Annotated in this window: 19 protein-coding genes, 1 tRNA gene and 1 riboswitch; of the genes, 7 read left to right on the top strand and 13 right to left on the bottom strand. The window is 70.0% G+C overall.

Annotated features, from left to right (window positions below):
- Positions 1-93: 93 nt before the first annotated feature.
- Positions 94-1,107, bottom strand: coding sequence for a GlxA family transcriptional regulator (locus CG723_RS15530; protein WP_100593995.1), 1,014 nt, complete (start codon positions 1,105-1,107; stop codon positions 94-96).
- Between the two features lie 71 nt (positions 1,108-1,178).
- Between CG723_RS15530 and CG723_RS15525 the strand changes: the two genes are divergently transcribed.
- Complete coding sequence (locus CG723_RS15525; protein WP_234374326.1) at positions 1,179-2,495, top strand: MFS transporter; 1,317 nt, start codon at positions 1,179-1,181, stop codon at positions 2,493-2,495.
- On the opposite strand, the gene CG723_RS15520 is transcribed toward CG723_RS15525, so the two are convergent.
- Positions 2,425-3,753, bottom strand: a complete 1,329-nt coding sequence (locus tag CG723_RS15520; protein ID WP_100594297.1) for a DUF445 domain-containing protein — start codon at positions 3,751-3,753, stop codon at positions 2,425-2,427. The genes CG723_RS15525 and CG723_RS15520 overlap by 71 nt on opposite strands.
- 299 nt (positions 3,754-4,052) lie before the next feature.
- Here CG723_RS15520 and CG723_RS15515 point away from each other — a divergent pair, with 299 nt between their 5' ends.
- Positions 4,053-5,375, top strand: coding sequence for an SGNH/GDSL hydrolase family protein (locus tag CG723_RS15515; RefSeq protein ID WP_100593993.1), 1,323 nt, complete (start codon positions 4,053-4,055; stop codon positions 5,373-5,375).
- A gap of 64 nt (positions 5,376-5,439) precedes the next feature.
- Here the strand turns inward: CG723_RS15515 and CG723_RS15510 are convergent, their stop codons facing one another.
- From CG723_RS15510 to CG723_RS15495, 4 genes are read right to left on the bottom strand one after another with little or no spacing between them, the layout of a single operon-like run.
- On the bottom strand, positions 5,440-6,276 hold the full coding sequence (locus CG723_RS15510) for a DUF1707 SHOCT-like domain-containing protein (RefSeq protein ID WP_100593992.1): 837 nt from the start codon (positions 6,274-6,276) through the stop codon (positions 5,440-5,442).
- A gap of 9 nt (positions 6,277-6,285) precedes the next feature.
- Entirely contained in the window at positions 6,286-7,275 is a 990-nt protein-coding gene (locus CG723_RS15505; protein WP_100593991.1) for an ABC transporter ATP-binding protein, read from the bottom strand.
- A 6-nt stretch (positions 7,276-7,281) separates the two neighbouring features.
- The gene (locus tag CG723_RS15500; RefSeq protein WP_100594296.1) at positions 7,282-8,082 is read right to left on the bottom strand and encodes an ABC transporter permease; all 801 of its coding nucleotides are present in this window, start codon (positions 8,080-8,082) and stop codon (positions 7,282-7,284) included.
- 10 nt (positions 8,083-8,092) lie between these two features.
- On the bottom strand, positions 8,093-8,905 hold the full coding sequence (locus tag CG723_RS15495) for an ABC transporter permease (RefSeq protein WP_100593990.1): 813 nt from the start codon (positions 8,903-8,905) through the stop codon (positions 8,093-8,095).
- A gap of 207 nt (positions 8,906-9,112) precedes the next feature.
- On the opposite strand from CG723_RS15495, the gene CG723_RS15490 reads away from it, so the two are divergent.
- Positions 9,113-11,353 carry a transglycosylase domain-containing protein gene (locus tag CG723_RS15490; RefSeq protein ID WP_100593989.1) on the top strand — a complete coding sequence of 747 codons (2,241 nt, stop codon included), beginning with the start codon at positions 9,113-9,115 and terminating at the stop codon, positions 11,351-11,353.
- An 18-nt stretch (positions 11,354-11,371) separates the two neighbouring features.
- On the opposite strand, the gene CG723_RS15485 is transcribed toward CG723_RS15490, so the two are convergent.
- The 3 genes from CG723_RS15485 to CG723_RS15475 all read right to left on the bottom strand — a co-directional run bounded on the left by CG723_RS15485 (position 11,372) and on the right by CG723_RS15475 (position 12,595).
- Complete coding sequence (locus CG723_RS15485) at positions 11,372-11,692, bottom strand: DMT family transporter (protein ID WP_100593988.1); 321 nt, start codon at positions 11,690-11,692, stop codon at positions 11,372-11,374.
- Positions 11,693-11,723: 31 nt separating this feature from the next.
- A riboswitch (guanidine-III (ykkC-III) riboswitch) is annotated at positions 11,724-11,784 on the bottom strand.
- 70 nt (positions 11,785-11,854) lie between these two features.
- Entirely contained in the window at positions 11,855-12,157 is a 303-nt protein-coding gene (locus CG723_RS15480) for a GroES family chaperonin (RefSeq protein WP_199841797.1), read from the bottom strand.
- A 99-nt stretch (positions 12,158-12,256) separates the two neighbouring features.
- Entirely contained in the window at positions 12,257-12,595 is a 339-nt protein-coding gene (locus tag CG723_RS15475) for a DUF3618 domain-containing protein (protein ID WP_100593986.1), read from the bottom strand.
- Positions 12,596-12,724: 129 nt separating this feature from the next.
- Here CG723_RS15475 and bcp point away from each other — a divergent pair, with 129 nt between their 5' ends.
- The 3 genes from bcp to CG723_RS15460 all read left to right on the top strand — a co-directional run bounded on the left by bcp (position 12,725) and on the right by CG723_RS15460 (position 15,389).
- A complete protein-coding gene (gene bcp / locus CG723_RS15470) occupies positions 12,725-13,192 on the top strand; it encodes a thioredoxin-dependent thiol peroxidase (protein WP_100593985.1) in 468 nt (155 codons plus the stop codon).
- Between the two features lie 142 nt (positions 13,193-13,334).
- Entirely contained in the window at positions 13,335-14,846 is a 1,512-nt protein-coding gene (proP, locus tag CG723_RS15465) for a glycine betaine/L-proline transporter ProP (RefSeq protein ID WP_100593984.1), read from the top strand.
- Positions 14,847-15,305: 459 nt separating this feature from the next.
- Positions 15,306-15,389 (top strand) — tRNA-Leu (locus CG723_RS15460).
- A gap of 58 nt (positions 15,390-15,447) precedes the next feature.
- Here CG723_RS15460 and rdgB read toward each other — a convergent pair.
- From rdgB to CG723_RS15440, 4 genes are all read right to left on the bottom strand, one after another.
- Positions 15,448-16,053, bottom strand: coding sequence for an RdgB/HAM1 family non-canonical purine NTP pyrophosphatase (gene rdgB / locus CG723_RS15455; RefSeq protein ID WP_100593983.1), 606 nt, complete (start codon positions 16,051-16,053; stop codon positions 15,448-15,450).
- A gap of 34 nt (positions 16,054-16,087) precedes the next feature.
- Positions 16,088-16,486 (bottom strand): hypothetical protein, encoded by a 399-nt coding sequence (locus tag CG723_RS15450; RefSeq protein WP_100593982.1) that lies wholly within the window; start codon positions 16,484-16,486, stop codon positions 16,088-16,090.
- 109 nt (positions 16,487-16,595) lie between these two features.
- The gene (gene rph / locus CG723_RS15445; protein ID WP_100593981.1) at positions 16,596-17,333 is read right to left on the bottom strand and encodes a ribonuclease PH; all 738 of its coding nucleotides are present in this window, start codon (positions 17,331-17,333) and stop codon (positions 16,596-16,598) included.
- 90 nt (positions 17,334-17,423) lie between these two features.
- Positions 17,424-17,744, bottom strand: coding sequence for a PTS glucose/sucrose transporter subunit IIB (locus tag CG723_RS15440; RefSeq protein ID WP_264484677.1), 321 nt, complete (start codon positions 17,742-17,744; stop codon positions 17,424-17,426).
- Positions 17,745-17,885: 141 nt separating this feature from the next.
- On the opposite strand from CG723_RS15440, the gene CG723_RS15435 reads away from it, so the two are divergent.
- On the top strand, positions 17,886-19,172 hold the full coding sequence (locus CG723_RS15435; protein WP_100593979.1) for a PTS transporter subunit EIIC: 1,287 nt from the start codon (positions 17,886-17,888) through the stop codon (positions 19,170-19,172).
- Positions 19,173-19,245 lie beyond the last annotated feature (73 nt).

The raw sequence follows: 19,245 nt of genomic DNA, 5'->3' as shown, positions 1-19,245 counted from the left end.
TCCGGGACGGGCCGCGGGGGGCGACAGAGTACGCATACTCATGTCCGTACCCGCTCGCCCGCCGACCGCCTCACTTTCCCCCTCGCTTCCCTCTCACCTCCCCCTGAACGTCGACCTGTACGCGCCCGGCGACACTCCGAGGCCCGCCTGGAAGTGCGCTCTGAGCGACGTGCCCGTGCCGAAGCCCGCCTCGGTCGCGATGCGGTCGACGGTGTGGTCGGTCTGTTCCAGGAGTTCGCGCGCGCGGTCCACGCGGCGCTGCGTCAGCCACTGGATGGGGGTGAGGCCGGTCTCCTCCCGGAAGCGGCGGCTGTACGTGCGGACGGACATGGCGTCGCGCGCGGCCAGCTCGGCGAGGGTGAGGGGTTCGGCGAGGCGGGCGAGGGCCCACGCGCGCGACGCGGACGTGGACGTCAACCCCTCTGATTCCACGGGGCGTTGGATGAACTGCGCCTGGCCGCCCTCCCGGTGTGGCGGCACCACCGTGCGGCGCGCCACCTCCGCGGCGACGGCCGCGCCGTGGTCGCGGCGGATCATGTGGAGGCACAGGTCGATGCCCGCCGCCTCGCCCGCGGACGTGAGGATCCGGCCCTCGTCGACGTACAGGACACCGGGGTCCACCGTCACGGACGGGAACGTACGCGCGAAGAGATCGGCCGACATCCAGTGCGTCGTCGCGCGCCGGCCGTCCAGGAGTCCGGCGGCGGCGAGGACGAACGAGCCGGTGCAGATGGAGGCGATGCGGCGGGCGCGGGACCCGCGCGCATCGTCCGCCCCGCGCAGGGCCTCCGCCAGGTCCGCCGGCAGGCCGTCCGGCCCGAGGCCCTCGTCCGTCTCGTGCGACGCCGGTACGAGGACCGTGTCCGCGGCCGCCACCGTCGCCAGGCCGTGCTCCGCGTAGATGGGGAAGTCCGCGTCCGTACGGATCCTGCCGGGACGCGGGGCGCAGGTGCGGACGTCGTAGAGCGGCTCGCCCGTCGTGGAGCGCGCCGTGCCGAACAACTGGTGGACCAGGCCGAGTTCCATGGGCAGGACGCCGTCGCGGACGAGGACGGCGACGGTTCGGCGACCGTCTGGCGCCGGGGTCAGGGGCCTTACGGGAGTCATGGCCAGATTCTTTCATGTCATGGCCATCTGGCCAGTCGTGGCGCCGGGTGCCTCCGTCGCAGGGTGAAGTCATGAGGCCGTATCGCAAGATTCCCCGGTCCCCCTGGACCGTCGCCGCCGGTGCCGCGCTCGCCATCGTCACGGCCGGGGCGTTCAGCACGCTCGCCGGTCTGCTCGTCGGGCCGTTGCACGAGGATCTCGGCTGGTCACGGGCGTCCATAGGGCTCGGCTCGCTCGTGAACATGGTCGTGTACGGGGCGAGTGCCCCCTTCGCGGCGGCGCTCATGGACCGGCTCGGGATGCGGCGCGTCGCCGTCGGCGCCCTGTGCCTCGTCGGGGCCGGGGCCGGGCTCGCGACGACGATGACCGCGCCCTGGCAGTTCGTCCTGTACTGGGGCGTGCTGGTGGGCCTGGGGACGGGGGCGACCGCGACGACGTTCGCGGCGACGGTCACCGAGCGGTGGTTCGTCGCGCGCCGCGGGCTCGTCACCGGGCTGCTCACGGCGGCGAGCGTGGTGGGGCAGTTCGTGTTCCTGCCCGTGCTGTCGTGGGTGATCGACACGTACTCGTGGCGGGCCGCCGCCGCGGCACTCGCGCTCGCGGCGGCCGGCGCGCTGCCGGTGGTGTGGGCCGCGGTGCGCGAGCCGCGGAAGGACCCGGGCCGAACCGAAGACACCGCTCGCCCCGCCGGCCGTACCGAGGGCGCCGCCCGGCACGCCCTGCGCACTCTCGCCCGCGCCGCCCGCACCGGGCCGTTCTGGCTGCTCGCCGGGACCTTCGCCGTCTGCGGCGCCTCGACGAACGGGGTGATGTGGACGCACTTCGCGCCCGCCGCCCACGACCACGGGATGCCGGTGACCGTCGCCGCGTCGCTGCTCTCCCTCATCGGGATCTTCAATGTCGCGGGGACGGTGGCGTCCGGATGGCTGACGGACCGCGCCGATCCGCGCCGCCTGCTCGCCGTGTACTACGCCCTGCGCGGCCTCACCCTCCTCGCTCTGCCGCTGCTCCTGACATCGGCCGTGGACGCGCCGCTCGTCGCGTTCACCGTCGTCTTCGGGCTGCTCGACGTGGCGACCGTGCCGCCGACGATCGCGCTGTGCCGCGCCCACTACGGGGCGGGCGCGCCGGTCGTGTTCGGCTGGGTGAGCGCCGCGCACCAGGTCGGGGCCGGGGCCGTGGCGTTCGCGGGCGGGATGGCACGGGACACCTTCGGCTCGTACGACCCGGTGTGGGTGGGCGCGGGCGCGCTGTGCGCGGGGGCGGCGCTCCTGGCGCTGACGGTGCGCCGCTCCGGCCAGGCAGGCAGAGCGGCGCTCACGCCCCCAGTGCCCGCGACACCGCGTAGATCGCGAGCCCTGCCAGCGAGCCCACCACCGTGCCGTTGATCCGGATGAACTGCAGGTCACGGCCGATGTGCGCCTCGATCTTCTTCGAGGTGTGCTCGGCGTCCCAGCCCGCCACGGTGTCCGTGATGAGGGAGGTGATCTCCTTGCGGTACGTCGTCACGACGTACGTGGCCGCGCCCTCGACCCAGCCGTCGACCTTGTCCTGGAGGCGCGCGTCCGTCGCCATCCGGGAGCCGAGGGAGAGCAGCGAGGCCCGAACGCGCAGCCGCAGCTGGCTGCGCTCGTCCTCCGCCGCCGCGACGATCATGGCGCGCACCGCGGACCAGGCGGAGGCGATCAGGTCCTGGACCTCGGGACGGGCGATGACCTCGGACTTCAGCCGCTCGACGCGCGCCCGCGTGTCCGTGTCGGACTGGAGGTCGGAGGCGAAGTCGCCGAGGAAGCGGTCGAGGGCGCCGCGGGCCGGGTGCTCGGGCATGTCGCGCATCTCGGTGGCGAAGCGCAGGAGCTCCTTGTAGACGCGGTCGCCGACCTTCCTGTCGACGAACCGCGGGGTCCAGCCGGGGGCACCGCCCTGCACCGCGTCCATCACGGAGTCCTCGTGCAGCACCAGCCAGTCGTGGGCGCGTACGCAGATCAGGTCCACGACGCGCTTGTGACCGCCGTCGGCGACGACCTTCTCCAGCATCTTGCCGATGCCGGGCGCGACCTCCTGAGCGTCGGCGCGGCGCGTGATGGCCTCGCCGACGACGGCCTGGACGTCCGAGTCGCGCAGCACGGTGAGGGCGCCGCGCAGGGCGGTGGCGAGCTCGGCCGTCACCCGGTCGGCGTGCTCCGGTTCGGCCAGCCAGGTGCCGAGCCGGCTGCCGATGCCGACGGCGCGCAGCCGCTGCCGTACGACGTCGGAGGAGAGGAAGTTCTCCCCGACGAACTCGCCGAGCGAGACGCCCAGCTGGTCCTTCTTGGTGGGGATGATCGCCGTGTGCGGGATGGGCAGACCGAGGGGGCGGCGGAAGAGCGCGGTGACCGCGAACCAGTCGGCGAGGGCACCGACCATGCCCGCTTCGGCCGCGGCGGCGACATAGCCGGCCCAGGCGCCGGCGCCGGAGTTCTGCCCCCATTTGGCGAGTACGTAGATGACGGCGACGAGCAGCAGCAGGCCGGTGGCGGTGGTCTTCATCCGGCGTACGCCGCGCTGCTTCTCCACATCGGCGGGGCTGAAGGAGCCGGGGCCCGCGCCGAACGGGGCCGGCCGCGTCCCGAATGAGGAGCCGCCCGCGCGGGCATGCTCACCCATGCCCGCTTCGCCCGTTTCTTCCGAGTCCTTCGTGCCGCGCGCGGCCGCGGCGCGCTTCGCGTCCTCCACTTCGTCCACTCAGCTCACTCCGCCCGTCACAAGTCCGCTCACCCGGCAGTCCCCCGTGTCATCCCTCTCACACATTGTCCCTACCTGACCGACTCCCGGAACGGACGACAAGTTCCCGGCGTCTCAAAAGGCGGAGGGGGGCAGTGTCGGCTTCCTCCCGACCCATGACGCATCATGGGATCATCACACCGGAGCCTCGGGGCTCCCGCTGCCCGAGGAGACACCCCCGCATGACCAAGCGCCACGGTTATGCCCTGTTGGCCGCGGTCGCGGCCCTGGTCGTCGTGATTTCGGCCGCCATATACCTGGGCGTCTCCGGCGCCTTCGACGGCTCGGACAGCACGGTCAGCGCGGGCCCCCGGCACCCGCAGAACTCGGCGGCCCCCGCCTCCACCGGCACCTGGTCGGGCAGTTGGTCGGCCTCCCCCGCGGGCGGCGAGCCCGGCACAGAGACCGACGGCCTCGCGGGCCGCACCGTGCGCAACGTCGTGCACACCAGCATCGGCGGCACGAGCGCCCGCATCACGTTCTCGAACCTCTTCGGGCAGCAGCCGCTCAGCATCACGCACGCCTCGGTCGCCGTCGCGGCCGCGCCCAACACCCCGGCCGCAGCGGCGGGCACCCTGCGCCGCCTCACCTTCGGCGGCAACACCTCGGTCGTGATCCCGGCCGGCTCCCAGGCCATGAGCGACGCCGTTCGGCTGCACGTCCCGCACGACGCGGACATGCTCGTCACGAGCTACTCGCCCACCCCGTCGGGCCCGGTCACCTACCACCCGCAGGCCCGCCAGATGTCGTACGTCGCCCAGGGCGACCGCGCGGAGGACGCGACCGGCGCCCCGTTCACGCAGCAGACCCCCTTCTGGCGCTACGTCACCGCGCTCGACGTGCTGAGCAACGAGTCGGACGGCACCGTCGTCGTGATCGGCGACTCCCTGACCGACGGTGTCACCTCGACGGTGGGCGCCAACCGGCGCTGGACGGACGACCTCGCCGACCGGCTGCGCGACGAGAACGGCGCGGCCCGCTACGGCGTGGTCAACCAGGGCATCAGCGGCAACCGCATCCTGTCCGACGGCCTCGGCCGCCCCGCGAACAACCCGAGCGGCCTCTCGCGCTTCGACCGGGACGTCCTCGACCGATCAGGCGTCAAGGCCGTCGTGATCGCGCTCGGCGTCAACGACATCCTCCGCAACCCGCACCAGAACGACCCCGACAAGATCGTCGAGGGTCTGCGGGAGCTGACCCGGCAGGCGCACACGCGCGGCTTGCGCGTGGTCGGCGCGACGCTCATGCCGTTCCAGGGCCACCGCGGCTACGAGCCCCGCCTCGAAGGAGTGCGCCAGGCCGTGAACGCGCAGATCCGCTCCGGCAAGGTCTTCGACGAGTTCGTCGACTTCGACAAGGCGCTGCGCGACCCGTACAACCCGCGCAAGCTCCTGCCCGCGTACGACTCCGGCGACCACCTGCACCCGAGCGACTCCGGCTTCCGCAGGATGGCGGACACGTTCAACCTGACGACGCTGAAGGGGTCGACGCCGGCCGAGCTGTAGCGCCCGGCCCGGCCGCACCACCGCTCACGGCGCGGGGGCGCTACCGCTCACGGCACGGGTGCCGCTACCGCTCACGCCTCTCTCGGCGCTCCTCCGCCCGCTCCCACTGGCGCTGGTGCCGGTCCTCGTGGCGCTCGTGCCGCAGCTGATGGCGTTCGGCGTGCCGCTCGCGGTGCCCCTCCAGGGCCTCGAGGTGCGCGGCCATGCGGTCCAGCTTGTCCTGGCGGCGCTCCTCCTTGAGGCGAATACGCTCCTCGCGCCTCGCCTTGCGGTCCACGCCGACGCCGCCCATCAGGGCGAACCCCCGCACGACGACCCGCGGGGAGCCCGGCGTGCCCTCGCCCGACGCCCGGTCGTCGACGCCGCCCATGATGCCGAAGCCCTTGACGGTGACATCCAGCTCCGGCGGCACCTTGATCTGGATCCCGCCCATGATCGTGAAGCAGTTGATGACCACGTCGCGGGACGCGAACCGCGCCTCCCGCAGATCGATCTCGCCTCCGCCGAACATCGCGAACGAGGTGAACCGCTCGCCCACCGTCCAGCGCCCCTTGCGGCCGAACCCGCCGAAGAACGCGAGCGCCCACGTGGACGTGGCCTCCCCGCCGATCCGCGTCCGCCAGTCGAGCGCGCCCTCGGGCTGCGGCTCCTTCACAAAGCTCACCGGGGTCTGTGGCGCCGCCGCGCCCGCCCCCGGCAGATCACGTGTGAGGGGCGCCAACTCGCCGTACGTACGCGCCTTGTACGCGGCCTCGAGCCGCTCGTCGAACTCCTCCATGTCCAGGCGCCCCTCGGCGAGGGCGTCCCGCAGGACCTCCGCGACCCGGTCCCGGTCGGCGTCGGAGGCCCGCAGCTCGGGCAGGTCGTTCGGCTCGGGGCGCTCAGGGCGTTCGTCCGTCATGGGACCAGCCTACGAGGGTGCGGCCGTTCCTCCCAGGGATGGTTCCTCACGGGCGTACATCCGGGCGATCACGGACTCGATGTCCGGCTCCCGCACCGACAGATCCACCAGCGGATACTGCGCCGCGATCTGCGCGACCAGCGGCGCCGCCGACTGCGCGGCCGGGAACGCCAGCCACTGGCGCGGCCCGTCCACCTTCACCACCCGGGCGAACTGCACCTCCAGCGGCGGCAGTTCACGCTCCAGATCGACCACGAGGGTCCGCTCGCTCTCCCCCACCTGGTGCAGGCCGGTGAGCTGCCCGTCGTACATCAGGCGTCCGTGGTCGATGACCATGACGCGTTTGCACAGCTGCTCGATGTCGGTCAGGTCGTGCGTGGTCAGCAGCACGGTCGTGCCGCGCTCCTCGTTCAACTCCCGCAGGAATCCCCGCACTTTGACCTTGGAGACGACATCGAGACCGATGGTCGGCTCGTCGAGGTAGAGCACCTCGGGGTCGTGCAGCAGGGCCGCCGCGATGTCGCCGCGCATGCGCTGCCCGAGGGAGAGCTGCCGTACCGGCGTGTCCAACAGGCCGCCCAGTTCCAGGAGTTCTACGCACCGGTCGAGGTTCTCCCGGTAGCGGACGTCCGGGATGCGGTACATGCGGTGCATCAGCCGGTACGAGTCGATCAGCGGCAGGTCCCACCACAGCGTCGTGCGCTGCCCGAACACCACGCCGATCCGCCGCGCGAGCCGCGTCCGTTCCCGGGACGGCTCGATGCCCGCGACCCGCAGCCGGCCCGCGCTGGGCGTGAGGATGCCGGTCAGCATCTTGATCGTGGTGGACTTGCCCGCGCCGTTCGGCCCGATGTAGCCGACCATCTCGCCGCGCGGCACGCTGAAGGTGAGCGAGTCGACGGCCCGCACCTGATGGCGCTCGCGCCGCAGCAGGCCCGTCTTCCTGCGCACGTCGAAGACCTTCTCCACGCCGTCGACCTCGATGAAGTCCTCAGTCATACGTCTTCAGCTCCCGGTGCTGCGGTACGAACGGACACCCGCGCGCCAGGCCAGACCCGCGAGCGCGCAGCTCCCGGCGGCCACCAGCGGCGGCGTGAAGGCGAGCCACCAGGGCAGGCCGATGGGATAGGGGCGGCCGAGCACGTACAGCGCGGGCAGCCAGTTGACGAAGGCCAGCGGCACGACGAACGTCACGCCGATCACGAAGTCCCTGGCGAACACCGTCGGCGGGTACTGGAGCAGCGTCAGCCCGCCGAACGTGAACGCGCTCTGCGCCTCGGCCGCGTCCTGCGCCCAGAACTGGAACGCCGCCCCGGCCACGTACACCGCGCCGAAGATCGCCGCGCCGCTCAGCAGCATCACCGGCAGCAGGAGCAGCTTGGCGGGCGTCCAGTCGATGTCGAGGCGCGTCAGGGACCAGCCGAGGACCAGGGTGCCCTGGAGGAAACGGCCTAGGCGGCGCAGGCCGAAGCGGTCCGCGGCGACCTGGACGAGCACCGGCGCGGGGCGCACCAGGAACGCGTCGAGGGAGCCGTCGCGCACCCGCAGCCCGAGATCGTCGACGCTGCCCAGCAGGAGGGCGGTGATCCCGAAGGAGACGGAGGCGGTCCCGTACAGGAAGGCCGTCTCCGCGAAGCTGTAGCCGCCGAGCGAGGTCGCCTGCGAGAACATCATCCAGATCACGACGAAGTCGAGCGCCGTGACAAGGAAGTTGGTGAGGACCGCGGCCGCGAACGACGTGCGGTAGACCAGGGTGGAGCGGATCCACATCGCGGCGATCAGCCCGTAGACCCGTACGCTCCCCATACCGCCGGTGTCAGCCACCTTGAAGCACCACCTTGCGTGTCGCGGAGGACTGGAGAAGGCGGCCCGCGGCGAGCAGGACGACCGCCCACCCGACCTGGAAGGCGTACGCGGCAAGGACTTCGGCCGCGCCGGAGCGGGCGCCGAGGAGGATGTCGGCGGGCATCTGGAGGAGCGCCGCCCACGGCAGCACCCGCGCGATGTCGCCGAGCGCACCGGGCATCGCGTTCAGCGGCAGCAGCAGACCCGTGAAGAACATCCCCACCAGACCCCCGAACTGCAGCACACCCGACCCGTCGAGCAGCCAGAACGCGCTCAGCGCCAGCACATAGCGGATCGCGAAGCTCACCACCACGGCCAGCACCACCGCCACCAGGAACTCCAGCCACACCACCGGATCGCCCGGCAGCGCGAGCGGAAAGGCGAGCGCGCCCACCGTCAGCGGCACCACGCCCCGGCTGAACAACTGGAACGCGGCCCGCCCCAAGTCCCCGGCCAGCCACCAGAGTTGAAGGTCGACGGGCCGGTACAGATCCACGGCGATGTCGCCGTTGCGGATCCGCGCCACCATGTCGACGGCGAAACCCGCGTTGAACATCGACAGGGCCTGCGCGAGCGCCTGCCCGATCCACACATACGTCAGCGCCTGCGCCTGGTCGTACCCGCCGAGCCCCGGCCGCTCGTCCCAGAGCGCCATGTACGTGTAGGCCACGATGAACCCGAAGACGGTGTTCGTGAACACGCCGGCCGCGGTGGCCGAACGGTACGTCGCGTAGCGCCGGAACCCTCCGGCGGCGACGGCCGCGTACAGCCGGAAAGTCCCCACGGACAAGCTCCCGCCCTCGTCTTCCGTTCTGGACCAAAGCGCAGGAGCCTAGCGGGAGGAGGGTGTACCGTGCCACGCATTTTCGGGACCCCCGGCGCGTGCCACGCCCCGGCCGCGCCGCCCATCGATGCCAGAGTGTCCGGCAGGAAGTAAAGAGCCGTACGAGGCGTACGTGACGTACGGAGGGAAACAGGAGTTCCACAGGGCATGAGCGACGAGCCGCAGGAGCCGAAGGCCGCAGAGTCCGGGAACGCCGGGAAGCCGGCGAAACGCAAACGCCCCCGTCGCACGGGCTGGCGCCGCCTGATCCCCACCTGGCGCACGGTCCTCGGCACGATCCTCGGCTTCCTGCTCCTGTGCATCGGCCTGTTCGCCCTCGGCTACGTCCTCGTCAAGATCCCGCCCGCCAACGCCACCGCCACCGCGCAGAGCAACGTCTACCTGTACGCCGACGGCAGCCAGCTCGCCCGCGACGGCGAGATCAACCGCGAGAACGTCTCCCTCTCCCAGATCCCCAGCACGGTCCAGCACGGCGTGCTCGCCGCCGAGGACCGCGACTTCTACAGCGAGTCCGCCATCGACCCCAAAGCAATGGTCCGCGCCGCCTGGAACACCCTCACCGGCAAGGGCAAGCAGTCCGGCTCGACGATCACCCAGCAGTACGTGAAGAACTACTACCTGGCCCAGGAACAGACCATCACCCGCAAGGTGAAGGAGTTCTTCATCTCGATCAAGCTGGACCGCGAGGAGAGCAAGGACCACATCCTCGAGGGCTACCTCAACACCAGCTACTTCGGCCGCAACGCCTACGGCATCCAGGCCGCCGCCCAGGCCTACTACGGCGTCGACGTCGAGGACCTCACCACCGCACAGGGCGCCTACCTCGCGGCCCTCCTCAACGCCCCCAACTCGTACGACGTCATCGCCCACCCCGAGAACAAGGCACAGGCCGTCGCCCGCTGGAACTACGTCCTCGACGGCATGGTCAAGGAGCGCTGGCTCAGCGCGGCCGACCGCCGGAAGATGACGTTCCCCATGCCCGACGACGCCAAGGGCCCCGCCGGGATGTCCGGCCAGCGCGGCTACCTCGTCCAGGCCGTCAAGGACTACCTCACGGCCAAGGGCATCATCGACGAGGACACCCTGGCCGTCGGTGGCTACCGCATCACCACCACGCTCCAGAAGAAGAAACAGGACGCCTTCGTCAAGGCCGTCGACGACAAGCTGATGTCCAAGCTCGACAAGGAGAACCGCGCGGCCGACCGCAACGTCCGCGCGGGCGGCGCCGCCATCGACCCCTCGACCGGCAAGGTCCTCGCGATGTACGGCGGCATCGACTACACGAAGCAGTACGTCAACAACGCCACGCGCCGCGACTATCAGGTCGGCTCCACGTTCAAGCCGTTCGTCTTCACCTCGGCCGTGGAGAACGCCTCCACCACCCAGGACGGCCGCACCATCACCCCGAACACCATCTACGACGGCACCAACGCACGCCCCGTACAAGGCTGGAGCGGCGGCTACTACGCCCCCGAGAACGAGGACACCGTCGACTACGGCCCCATCACCGTCCGCACCGCCACCGACAAGTCCGTCAACGCGGTCTACGCGCAGATGGCCGTCGACGTCGGCTCCGACAAGGTCAAGCAGACCGCGATCGCCCTCGGCCTCCCCAAGGACACCCCCGACCTGACCGAGTCCCCCTCGATCGCGCTCGGCCCGTCCACGGCCAGCGTCCTCGACATGACCGAGGCGTACGCCACCCTCGCCAACCACGGCAGGCGCGCCACGTACACGATCGTCGCCGAGGTCACCAAGGACGGCGAGAGCATCGACCTGCCCGAGCAGACCACCCAGCGCGCCGTCACCCGCGAGTCCGCCGACACGACCACGTCCGTCCTGCAGAGCGTCGTCGAGGGCGGCACCGGCACCGCCGCCCTCGCCGCGGACCGGCCCGCCGCCGGCAAGACCGGCACCGCCGAGGAGGACACGGCGGCCTGGTTCGCGGGCTACACCCCCGACCTGGCCACCGTCGTCGCCGTCATGGGCCAGAACCCCTCGACCGGCGCCCACACCCCGCTGTACGGGGCGCTCGGCCTGTCCCGCGTCAACGGCGGCGGCTTCCCGGCGCAGATCTGGGCCCAGTTCACCAAGGCCGCGCTCGAGGGCAGCCCCGCCAAGGACTTCGACCTCGACCTGGAATCCGGCGCCGAACAGCCCGAGATCCCCTCGGCCGCACCGGACGAACCGTCCACCGAACCGACCACCGGCGAGCCCTCCGGCGAACCACCGTCCGAACCGGAGCCGTCCGGCCCCCCGACCGCACCGTCCACGCCGGCGGAGCCCACCTTTGAGACTCCGTCACAGGAACCGAACCCACCGTCAGGGCCGGTGAACGAACTGTTCGGTGACTCGGACACCACCCGCGAGTCCGACTCCGACTGGTGACAGCGCCCCTCGGCGGTCCTAGTGGCCCGACGTCGCCTTGAGACCCACGATCGCCACGATCAGCAGCAAGATGAAGAAGATCCGCGCGGCCGTCGCCGGCTCACCGAGCGCCAGCATGCCGACGACGGCCGCACCGGCCGCACCGATGCCCACCCACACGCCGTAGGCCGTACCGATCGGCAGGGTCTTGGCGGCGTAGGAGAGCAGCACCATGCTGGCGACGATGCCCGCGCCGGTGAACACGCTCGGCCACAGCCGGGTGAACCCGTCCGTGAACTTCATGCCGATCGACCAGCCGACCTCGAGAAAACCGGCGATCACGATAAGAACCCAGGCCATGACAGGCACCTCCGTCAGTTGGATCAACAGGGGTGCGTCGTCTTTGCGATACCCGGTACGGCGCGTCTCGTCGGGGTCCCCCAAAGGTAGCAAAGAACGCGTAAAAGGGCTGGTGACAAGGGTCACCAGCCCTTTTGCGAAGCAACTACGAGCCGTACTGCTCTACAGGTACAGGCCTGTCGAATCCTGGGAACCCTCGAACCGGTCCGCGGCCACCGCGTGCAGATCGCGCTCACGCATCAGCACGTACGCGACGCCCCGCACCTCGACCTCGGCCAGGTCCTCCGGGTCGTACAGCACCCGGTCGCCCGGCTCCACCGTCCGCACGTTCTGCCCGACGGCCACCACGACGGCCCAGGCCAGGCGCCGCCCGACCGCCGCGGTCGCCGGAATCAGGATGCCGCCGCCGCTGCGCCGCTCGCCCTCGGCGGTGTCCTGCCGTACGAGCACACGGTCGTGCAGCATGCGGATGGGCAGCTTGTCGTGCTGGGTGCTGTTCTTCTCGCTGTTGGCGCTCACGCCCCGAAACCTACCTGCCGCGGCCACGCCCGTACGCAGGAAGGGTCAGCGCTTGCGGCGCCGCGCGGTCACGGCGAGCAGCCCCACGAGACCGACCACGACGACAGCCACCGGAAGGATGCGCTCCACACGCGGCGCACCCTCCTCGGAGACGAACTGCGCCTTCACGTCCGACACCAGCCGGTTCGCACCCACATAGGCACGCCCGACGGAGTGGTCGACACTCGAGACGAACTTGGCCTTCGCGTCGCCGACGATCGTCTTCGGGTGCACCCGCACCCCGATCTCGTCGAGCGTCTCGGCCAGCGCCTCGCGACGGCGCTTTATGTCCGCCTCGATCTGCGCCGGGGTCCGCGCATCCGACGTTCTCGACGTGTCCGACACCGCGCTGCCTCCATGGTCGCTGTTATGGCACTGGTCGTGGACAGTCTGTCAGCTCGGCAGCCGTCGCACCCCACGGCACCCCCATTACGCTCGGGTCCCGTACCCGTATCCCGTACGAGGAGTCCCACCATGAGCGAGCGACTGACGACCGGCGACACCGCCCCCGCCTTCACGCTGCCCGACGCGGACGGCAAGGAGGTCTCCCTCGCCGACCACAAGGGCCGCAAGACCATCGTCTACTTCTACCCGGCCGCCCTCACCCCCGGCTGCACCAAGCAGGCCTGCGACTTCACGGACAACCTCGACGTCCTCGCGGGCGCGGGCTACGACGTGATCGGCATCTCCCCGGACAAGCCGGAGAAGCTCGCGAAGTTCCGCGAGAAGGAGAACCTCAAGGTCACGCTCCTCGGCGACCCCTCGAAGGAGACCCTCGAGGCGTATGGCGCGTACGGCGAGAAGAAGCTCTACGGCAAAACGGTGACGGGCGTGATCCGCTCCACGATCGTCGTGGACGAGGACGGCAAGGTCGAGCGAGCCCTCTACAACGTGAAGGCCACCGGCCACGTCGCGAAGATCATCAAGGATCTCGGAATCTGACCCGCCGGCCGCGGATCACCGCAGGCCTTCCGGGTACGCGCGAATGTGACGGAAGTCCCCTTCACAGGGGACTTCCGTTTGCGACCGCTACCTCTGAGCAAGTGATCCCCTGGAACTTCGCGTCCACAGAAGGGATCACTCCATGTCGGGCGTCATCGACCCAGAGCAGACCGGGTCCGCCGCCGACCCCGCGGCGGTCAAACGCCACCGGACCCTCTTCCGCGCGGTGAAACGCCGGAAGAATCCGCCTCTGCGGCGCACGGACATCACCGTCACCGACGAGGCGGCGGTGAAGCGGGCGGTCAAGGCGGCCTCGCTCGGCAATGCCATGGAGTGGTTCGACTTCGGCATCTACAGCTACCTCGCCGTCACCATCGGCCACGTCTTCTTCCCCTCCGGGAACGCGACGGTCCAGCTGATCTCCTCCTTCGCGACCTTCGCCGTCTCGTTCCTGGTGCGGCCCATCGGCGGCATGGTGTTCGGCCCCATGGGTGACAAGATCGGCCGCAAGAAGGTCCTCGCGACGACGATGATCCTTATGGCGATCGGCACGTTCGCCATCGGACTGATCCCCTCGTACGCCACCATCGGCTTCTGGGCACCCGTCCTGCTGATCTTCTTCCGCCTCGTCCAGGGCTTCTCCACGGGCGGCGAGTACGGCGGCGCCTCGACGTTCATCGCCGAGTACGCGCCCGACAAACGCCGCGGATTCTTCGGCAGCTTCCTGGAGTTCGGCACCCTCGCCGGCTACGTCGGCGCGGCGGGCCTGGTCACCATCCTCACCACCCTCCTCGGCAGCGGAGGCATGGAGTCCTGGGGCTGGCGCGTCCCGTTCCTGGTCGCCGGCCCGATCGGCCTCGTCGGCCTCTATCTGCGGCTGCGCCTCGACGAGACGCCCGCCTTCCAGAAACTGGAGGACGAGTCCTCGCACCGGGCCTCGGACGCCGCGTCGAACGTCGAGACCACCGCGAAGGGCGACCTGGCCAAGATCTTCCGCGACTACTGGCCGACGCTGATCCTGTGCATCTGCCTGGTCGGCGCCTACAACATCACCGACTACATGCTCCTGTCGTACATGCCGACGTACCTGTCCGACGAGATGGGCTACAAGGAGTCCCACGGACTGCTCATCCTCATCGCCACGATGATCGTCCTCATGCTGGTCATCACCCAGGTCGGCAGACTCTCCGACCGCTTCGGCCGCAAACCGCTCCTCATGGCCGGGATGCTGGGCTTCTTCTTCCTCTCCATCCCGTCGTTCCTGCTGGTCAAGAACGGCGCCCTGTGGGCGGTCTCGCTCGGCATGCTGCTCCTGGGCCTGTCCCTGGTCTGCATGCTCGGCACGATGTCGGCGGCGCTCCCGGCCCTCTTCCCCACCCAGGTCCGCTACGGCTCGCTCTCCGTGGGCTACAACCTCTCGGCATCCCTCTTCGGCGGCACGACCCCGCTGGTCATCACGGCCCTGATCAGCGTCACAGGCTCGGACATGATGCCCGCGTACTACGCCATGGCGGCGGCCCTGGTCGGCGTCATCGCGGTGGCCTGCATGAAGGAAACGGCCCAACAGCCCCTGGCGGGCTCCCCGCCGTCGGTGGAGACACAGGAGGAAGCGGCGGAACTGGTGGAGTCCCAGGCCCGGGCGCCGAGGTTCTGACCTCGCCCCGTCTCGCCGACCCGGATCGGACCGTTCCGCATTTCGTGCGTGGCGGTCCGATTTTCGGTTCGTCAGCCGTACGAGGCGACGAGCGGACAGTCATACGGGAGGGGTACACACGGGCGAGAAGCGGTACACGCGGGAGCTGCTGGAGGAGGCGGCTCGGGAATCCGCTGACACTACGGTCTCCAGACGACGGGCGAGTCCCGGGAAAGCGTCTCCGCCGGGAGTTGCTGCGGCTCGGCGTCCCGAAACAGTGCACCGAGTGCGGCCGTTCCGAATGGCAAGGGAAGCCGATCCCGGTACCTGTGCCCGAACTGCCACGCGTTGACGAAAACTTGGAGCCGCAGCACGCAATAAGGCGCCACCTCGTCACCGGCCGCACCATCAGCGGCCAAGCCAGTTGCCCGTAGACTAGCCAGGCGCGATTCACCAGCCAGACAGAATGTCCGGTTTATAGCGGTTGTGGCGGAATTGGCAGACGCCCGGGCCTTAGGAGCCCGTGGGAGAAATCCCGTGAGGGTTCGAGTCCCTCCAACCGCACTGCACGCAGCCGAAGGGGCACCCCACGCCGGGGTGCCCCTTTCGCGCAGCCTCGCGGTCAGCCCAACAACTCCCGCACCACCGGCACCAGCGCCCGAAATGCCTTGCCCCGGTGGGAGATCGCGTTCTTCTCGTCCGGGGTGAGCTCGGCGCAGGTGCGCGTCTCGCCAACCGGCTGCAGGATCGGGTCGTAGCCGAAGCCGTTCGAGCCCGCGGGGGCGTGGCGTAGGACGCCCCGCAACTGACCCTCCACCACCCGCTCCGTGCCGTCCGGCAGGGCGAGCGCGGCGGCACACGCGAAGTGGGCCCCCCGGTGGACGTCGTCGTCGATGTCGCCGAGCTGGGCGAGGAGGAGGTCGAGGTTGGCCTTGTCGTCGCCGTGGCGGCCGGCCCAGCGGGCGGAGAAGATGCCGGGCGCCCCGCCGAGTACGTCGACGCACAGGCCCGAGTCGTCGGCGACGGCGGGCAGGCCGGTGGCCTGGGCCAGGGCGTGGGCCTTGAGGAGGGCGTTCTCGGCGAAGGTGACGCCGGTTTCCCTGACGTCGGGGATGTCGGGGTAGGCGTCCGCGCCGACGAGGTCGTGGGGCAGGCCTGCGTCGGCGAGGATCGCCCTGAGCTCGGTGATCTTGCCGGCGTTGCGGGTGGCGAGGATGAGGCGGGTCATGGGGACCAGTATCGCGCCGGCGTTCGTGCCGTTGTTACGGCGTGCAGACCTTGGTCAGTTCGCCGGCGGCGTCGGTGACGGGGGTGATGTCGGGGGTTTCGTCGCCGTTCTTGATGGCCGTACGGACGTTGCCCACGGCGGTGTTGAGGTCGTCGACGGCCTTGGAGACGTCGGCGTTGTCGGTCTTGTCGCCGATCTTGTCGAGGTTCCTGTCGATGGAGTCGAGCGCCTTGTCGGCCTGCGCGGGGTCGTTCGTCGCGCTCTCGACGGCCTGCTTGAGGTCGCTGACGCTGTCGGCGATGGAGTCGGCGGTCTGGACGCAGTCGAGCGCCTTGTCGAGCGCGCCGCAGCCGGCGGCGGCCGGTAGGGCGATGAGTGCCGCGGTGGCGGCGAGTACGGCGATGCGGCGACGGTGTCGCGGGCGCGCGGCCATGGAACGGTCCTCCCCTTGTGTGCGGACGGGCGCACGGCGTGATGCCGTGCGCCCGTCCGTAGTGACGCAGTTGACGTCTTTCGGGTTGCCACCCTACTTGGCGTGCTCTTTACCTTTCCAGGGCGGCCTCGAGTGCCGCGCGCTGGGCGGTGGCGAGGTCGGCGCAGCCGGAAACGGCAAGGTCGAGAAGGGAGTTGAGTTCGTCGCGGGCGAACGGCTCGGCCTCGGCGGTGCCCTGGACCTCGACGAAGCGGCCGTCGCCGGTGCAGACGACGTTCATGTCGGTGTCGGCGCGTACGTCTTCCTCGTAGCAGAGGTCGAGGAGGGGGATGCCGCCGACGATGCCGACGGAGACGGCGGAGACGGTGCCGGTGAGGGGCTGGCGGCCGGCCTTGATGAGCTTCTTGCCCTGGGCCCAGGTGATGGCGTCGGCGAGGGCGACGTAGGCGCCGGTGATGGCGGCGGTGCGGGTGCCTCCATCGGCCTGGAGGACGTCGCAGTCGAGGACGATGGTGTTCTCGCCGAGGGCCTTGTAGTCGATGACGGCACGCAGCGAGCGGCCGATGAGGCGGCTGATCTCGTGGGTGCGGCCGCCGATCTTGCCGCGGACGGATTCGCGGTCGCCGCGGGTGTTGGTGGCGCGCGGGAGCATCGAGTACTCGGCGGTGACCCAGCCTTCACCGCTGCCCTTGCGCCAGCGGGGGACTCCTTCGGTGACGGAGGCGGTGCAGAAGACCTTGGTGTCGCCGAAGGAGACGAGGACGGAGCCTTCTGCGTGCTTGCTCCACCCGCGTTCGATGGTGATGGGGCGGAGCTGTTCGGGGGTGCGGCCGTCGATACGAGACATGGGAGGGAGCCTAGCGAAAACGCCGAAGGCCCCGGTCCGGGTGTCCGGTGCGGGGCCTTCGTCGTGGCACCTAGGCGGGTTGCCGGGGGCTCACATCATGTCTTCGATGTCGGCTGCGATGGGGTCGGCGTCGGTGCCGATGACGACCTGGATGGCGGTGCCCATCTTGACGACTCCGTGGGCGCCGGCGGCCTTCAGGGCGGCTTCGTCGACCTTGCTGGGGTCGATGACCTCGGTGCGCAGGCGGGTGATGCAGCCCTCGACCTCTTCGATGTTGTCGAGCCCGCCGAGCCCGGCGACGATCTTCTCAGCCTTGGTGGCCATGTGGTTCTCCCTGACTTCTCTCTTGGCCCGCCATGGGCCCGCTTTGTCACGGTAACCCACGGTTGGACCATCTTCACGAGCGGTCATGCAGCCCGTGACGAATGATGGCGATCACGGCGTCATGCCCTCACGGGCCGGCGCCGGCCGACCCGTCCCGCAACTGGTCTACACCAGTTTCCCACGACCGCCAAACGTACTGCCACAGCGGCTTGTTCCGGGAGGACGCCCATGAGCGCCGACAGCGCGGCCGTCTACAAACCGAGCCCGTGGAGCAACCTCTTCCAGGGTCTGCAGAAGATGGGCCGCAGCCTCCAGCTCCCCATCGCCGTGCTGCCCGCGGCAGGCATCCTCAACCGGCTCGGTCAGCCGGACGTCTTCGGCGACGAGGGCCTGGGGTGGACCGATGTCTCCAAGGTGATGGTCGGCGCCGGTGGCGCCCTGCTCGACGGCGCGCTCGGTCTTCCGCTGCTGTTCTGCATCGGTGTGGCGATCGGCATGGCCAAGAAGTCGGACGGTTCGACGGCGCTCGCGGCGGTCGTCGGCTTCCTCGTCTACTACAACGTGCTGCACCAGTTCCCCGTGGACTGCGGACCCGGCGCGAAAGCGGTCGTCACCGGCTGCGCAGGGCCGGACGGCACGGTGGTGCCGTTCGGTTACCAGAATCCGGGCGTCTTCGGCGGCATCGTCATGGGCCTGCTAGCCGCCTTCTTCTGGCAGCGCTTCCACCGCACCAAGCTGGTCGACTGGCTCGGCTTCTTCAACGGCCGCCGTCTCGTCCCGATCATCATGGCCTTCGTCGCCATCGCCGTCGCCGCGATCTGCCTGTGGATCTGGCCGCCGATCGGTGACGCCCTGGAGAGCTTCAGCGACTGGCTCGTGGGTCTGGACTGGCTCGGCGCGGGCATCTTCGGAGTCGCCAACCGCGCGCTGCTGGTGATCGGCCTGCACCAGTTCCTGAACGTGCCCATCTGGTTCCAGTTCGGCACGTACACGAAGCCGGACGGCACCGAGGTGCACGGTGACATCAACATGTTCCTGGCGGGCGACCCGAACGCGGGCCAGTTCACCTCGGGCTTCTTCCCCATCATGATGTTCGCGCTGCCGGCCGCGTGCCTGGCGATGACGCACTGCGCGCGCCCGGAGCGCCGCAAGGTGGTCGGCGGCCTGATGCTGTCGGTCGCCCTGACCTCGTTCGTCACCGGCATCACCGAGCCGATCGAGTACTCGTTCCTCTTCGTGGCGCCGGTGCTCTACGCGATCCACGCGGTCCTCACCGGCGTATCGATGGCGGTGACGTGGGCGCTCGGTGTGCACGACGGCTTCAGTTTCTCGGCGGGGCTGATCGACTACGTCATCAACTGGAGCCTGGCGACCAAGCCATGGCTGATCATCCCGATCGGGCTGGCCTTCGGGGTGGTCTACTACGCGATCTTCAGGTTCGCGATCACCAAGTTCAACCTGAAGACGCCGGGCCGCGAGCCCGAGGACCAGGTCGAGGACGTCACGAAGGCCTGACCTCCCATTCCCCCTCCGCACCACAAGACCCCCGGACCTCCTGGTCCGGGGGTTTTGTTCCGCGCTGCCGCAT

It is taken from the genome of Streptomyces sp. CB01635, assembly GCF_002803065.1.
GTDB lineage: Bacteria > Actinomycetota > Actinomycetes > Streptomycetales > Streptomycetaceae > Streptomyces.
This window is presented reverse-complemented; position numbering and strand designations above follow the sequence as displayed.

Bases quoted from the DNA above. Each gene is read 5' to 3' on its own strand.
- CG723_RS15530 (WP_100593995.1), bottom strand. From the start codon at position 1,107: ATGACTCCCGTAAGGCCCCTGACCCCGGCGCCAGACGGTCGCCGAACC.
- CG723_RS15525 (WP_234374326.1), top strand. From the start codon at position 1,179: ATGAGGCCGTATCGCAAGATTCCCCGGTCCCCCTGGACCGTCGCCGCC.
- CG723_RS15520 (WP_100594297.1), bottom strand. From the start codon at position 3,753: ATGGGTGAGCATGCCCGCGCGGGCGGCTCCTCATTCGGGACGCGGCCG.
- CG723_RS15515 (WP_100593993.1), top strand. From the start codon at position 4,053: ATGACCAAGCGCCACGGTTATGCCCTGTTGGCCGCGGTCGCGGCCCTG.
- CG723_RS15510 (WP_100593992.1), bottom strand. From the start codon at position 6,276: ATGACGGACGAACGCCCTGAGCGCCCCGAGCCGAACGACCTGCCCGAG.
- CG723_RS15505 (WP_100593991.1), bottom strand. From the start codon at position 7,275: ATGACTGAGGACTTCATCGAGGTCGACGGCGTGGAGAAGGTCTTCGAC.
- CG723_RS15500 (WP_100594296.1), bottom strand. From the start codon at position 8,082: ATGGGGAGCGTACGGGTCTACGGGCTGATCGCCGCGATGTGGATCCGC.
- CG723_RS15490 (WP_100593989.1), top strand. From the start codon at position 9,113: ATGAGCGACGAGCCGCAGGAGCCGAAGGCCGCAGAGTCCGGGAACGCC.
- CG723_RS15485 (WP_100593988.1), bottom strand. From the start codon at position 11,692: ATGGCCTGGGTTCTTATCGTGATCGCCGGTTTTCTCGAGGTCGGCTGG.
- CG723_RS15480 (WP_199841797.1), bottom strand. From the start codon at position 12,157: ATGCTGCACGACCGTGTGCTCGTACGGCAGGACACCGCCGAGGGCGAG.
- bcp (WP_100593985.1), top strand. From the start codon at position 12,725: ATGAGCGAGCGACTGACGACCGGCGACACCGCCCCCGCCTTCACGCTG.
- proP (WP_100593984.1), top strand. From the start codon at position 13,335: ATGTCGGGCGTCATCGACCCAGAGCAGACCGGGTCCGCCGCCGACCCC.
- rdgB (WP_100593983.1), bottom strand. From the start codon at position 16,053: ATGACCCGCCTCATCCTCGCCACCCGCAACGCCGGCAAGATCACCGAG.
- CG723_RS15450 (WP_100593982.1), bottom strand. From the start codon at position 16,486: ATGGCCGCGCGCCCGCGACACCGTCGCCGCATCGCCGTACTCGCCGCC.
- rph (WP_100593981.1), bottom strand. From the start codon at position 17,333: ATGTCTCGTATCGACGGCCGCACCCCCGAACAGCTCCGCCCCATCACC.
- CG723_RS15440 (WP_264484677.1), bottom strand. From the start codon at position 17,744: ATGACCGCTCGTGAAGATGGTCCAACCGTGGGTTACCGTGACAAAGCG.
- CG723_RS15435 (WP_100593979.1), top strand. From the start codon at position 17,886: ATGAGCGCCGACAGCGCGGCCGTCTACAAACCGAGCCCGTGGAGCAAC.